Annotated in this window: 3 protein-coding genes; 1 reads left to right on the top strand and 2 read right to left on the bottom strand. The window is 32.1% G+C overall.

What is annotated here, in order from left to right; genetic code table 11:
• On the bottom strand, window positions 1-91 hold a 91-nt coding region (locus C200_RS16830), incomplete at its 3' end, for a helix-turn-helix domain-containing protein (protein ID WP_155276067.1).
• A 603-nt stretch (window positions 92-694) separates the two neighbouring features.
• On the opposite strand from C200_RS16830, the gene C200_RS00700 reads away from it, so the two are divergent.
• Window positions 695-877: a hypothetical protein gene (locus tag C200_RS00700; protein ID WP_032126148.1), complete on the top strand. Its 183-nt coding sequence runs from the start codon at window positions 695-697 to the stop codon at window positions 875-877.
• A gap of 541 nt (window positions 878-1,418) precedes the next feature.
• Here C200_RS00700 and C200_RS00695 read toward each other — a convergent pair.
• The gene (locus tag C200_RS00695) at window positions 1,419-2,192 is read right to left on the bottom strand and encodes an SDR family NAD(P)-dependent oxidoreductase (RefSeq protein ID WP_016212051.1); all 774 of its coding nucleotides are present in this window, start codon (window positions 2,190-2,192) and stop codon (window positions 1,419-1,421) included.
• Window positions 2,193-2,667: the final 475 nt, after the last annotated feature.

Raw genomic sequence — 2,667 nt, 5'->3', positions numbered from 1 at the left:
GTGCTCTAGCAATTGATCTGAGCGAGTCTCCCTCTGATAACCGTTGTTCGATATAAAAACGATCTTTTTCATTTAAGTGCCGATAAACCATCTCTACCCTCTAAGTCAAAAGGCGAACTAGAGAGTTTATCTGTATGAATATGAACTCTCTACTGAGTGTTGCACTTCAGATGACGGAGGGCGTATTAAAGAAAAATACCTTGAGATAATGAAAAATTACATTAAATAGGGGCATAGTGTTATAGCAAGGTTAGCTATTAAAAATAAAAAAATTACTTATTGTGTATTCTTTTTGCTCAAGGAGAAAAGTTATGTCTTTCTAATTATGATACCTTTAAAGAAGGAATGCTTGCCAATCCTTCTTTAATTTTTATATGACAATATTTTGCTAAATTAGCTATAGTAATTTATTAATGAGTGATAATTTTGTTATCAGCTATAAAGTTTATGATGATTTCATTGCTGTAATAATAATACTATAGCAATAATCATTGGTTTTTATAAACCAATAAGATAATTAATAATTAAAATTAGTGAAGTTTTCTGCTTTAATAAGAAAAGTCTCAATATTATAATTAGTTTGTTAAGAATTTTTAAATTGTTTTATCATTTGTTAGAAGTGTGGTAGATTAAAGAATATGCTACATGGAAAATTTAGTAGCGTGTTTTATCATTCTATTTTGGAGATTACATCATGACTTGCGATAATATTACCCCTTTGGGCTACGTTTTTATGCCACATCATATTGCATTGTGGCGAGCGAGAGGGGTTGAAGCTAATTATCAGGGACAGCTAAAAATGTTAAGAAATATTCATGCAGCTGATTCACAACATAGAAATAAGCAGCAATGTAACCAAAGAAAGAGCAATATATAGATATTTAAATATATAATAAAATAATTAATGAAACTTGTGATAGATTAATTTATTCCATAGTGTATGTAGTTTTTAAATTATTCTGATAAAATTTAGATGCTATATAATTAAGCTAAGCTATGGGGAAAAAGCACTACGATTGATACGAAGTGACTAGTTTGCAAAACATAATGCAAACAAACTTATACTTGGCCAAGTATTATTTTAACAGATCGGTTTCCTTGAAATATTTTTCATATATAAAAAGCATTTATTGGTGATTCTTTGGTAAGGGTTATGCTAAAAATAAGTTGATATAGAGTTAGATTAAATCTCTTTGATCTAACTTGGTGAGTATTGCCTATTTTTTACAGGAACACTTTGAAAGTTTTGGTGAGCAGCTGGCGTTTGGTTAATAAATTTAGGTAGCGATTAGTTGATGCTAAAGGTATTGGTAAAACTGTATATTTAAGCAATATTTTTTCGGAATGCTTGGAATTCTGTTATTTTGTCACCACAGTATAATACTAGTTTAATATCAACAAAAAATAGAAAATTATTCTTAGTCATTATCTTTTGAATTTGTAAAATATAATTTTTGGCTAACCCACTCTTTTATTTTTAGTGGTAAATAGCTGTATATTCCAGTGATTAAGGAGAGTTGCCAGGGAAACTGGATGATTGCTTTATTTTGAATAAGGCCTTTCTGAATTGTGAGAGCTGCTTTTTTAGCGGATATTTTAAAGGGCATTGAGAATTGATTAAGATCTGTACGAGGTGTTTTTACCCAGCCTGGGCAAATAACACTCACTTGAATGTTATCACTTTTAAGTTGTTGGCGTAAAGCTAAGCCAAAGTGTAATAATGCAGCCTTCACTGCACCATAAATGCTGCGGCCAGGGAGAAATATTTTTGCATTCATTGAACTCATAATCGCAATTTGGCCAGAGCGCCGCTGCTGCATGCGTTGAATAAGTGGGTAAATACTATTAAATGTGCCATTAATGTGGGTATCGACCATAAGGCGCTGTGCTGAAAAATAATTGGTTGTTTCATGCGTAAGTTGCTTAAGAGAAGGCCCTGCATTGGCAATGACAAGATGAATTGGATCTTGATTATCAATATCGATTAAAAAGTCATGTAGTGCTTGATGGTTACATACATTGATAATTGCAATTGTTGTTTTTGATCCGTATTTTTCGCATTGGGCTTTAACTTGCTCTAGACGCTCAGCATTGCGTGCGATTAATATCAGGTGGTTATCTGGCCTTGCATAGCTATAGGCTAAAGCTTCACCAATGCCGTTGCTAGCCCCTGTAATGCAGATGGTAGACATGATTTTTTTAACCTTTCTTGTATTGTTGAATTATTGTATCACGTTATTTTGGCTATTATCTATGTGAAGTAAAACACTTTAAATTTTTTCTCTAGAATCATAAAGTTTACTATGATGATTTGAAAGTCTAGCTCGGGTTTATTTGTAAATTAAAATTAACTAAAATATATTTTCAATTTTACTAAAAATAAACTGCTTATTTTTCTATAGGTTTATTTTTATTTTAATTATTTAAAAAGCATTTGTTTTCTTCGTGCTTCATAAAGCTTAATATAAGGCTGTATAGCATGCTTGGTTTTTCTCTGTTGGGGCGATAATCATTAAAGATCAGGTCGTGGCTGCTTTGCATGTATATACATTCTTTTGGTTATAATCCCAGTGAGGTTTGACTCTCTGGAAAAGTTTGATCGTGCTGTTGATCAAACAGGTTTTTGAAGGGGGTGAGTACTTTTCTGGCGCTGCGAGCCATGGAGTG

The sequence above is a fragment of the Piscirickettsia salmonis LF-89 = ATCC VR-1361 genome, from assembly GCF_000297215.2.
GTDB classification, from domain to species: domain Bacteria; phylum Pseudomonadota; class Gammaproteobacteria; order Piscirickettsiales; family Piscirickettsiaceae; genus Piscirickettsia; species Piscirickettsia salmonis.
This window is presented reverse-complemented; position numbering and strand designations above follow the sequence as displayed.

Bases quoted from the DNA above. Each gene is read 5' to 3' on its own strand.
- C200_RS00700 (WP_032126148.1), top strand. From the start codon at position 695: ATGACTTGCGATAATATTACCCCTTTGGGCTACGTTTTTATGCCACAT.
- C200_RS00695 (WP_016212051.1), bottom strand. From the start codon at position 2,192: ATGTCTACCATCTGCATTACAGGGGCTAGCAACGGCATTGGTGAAGCT.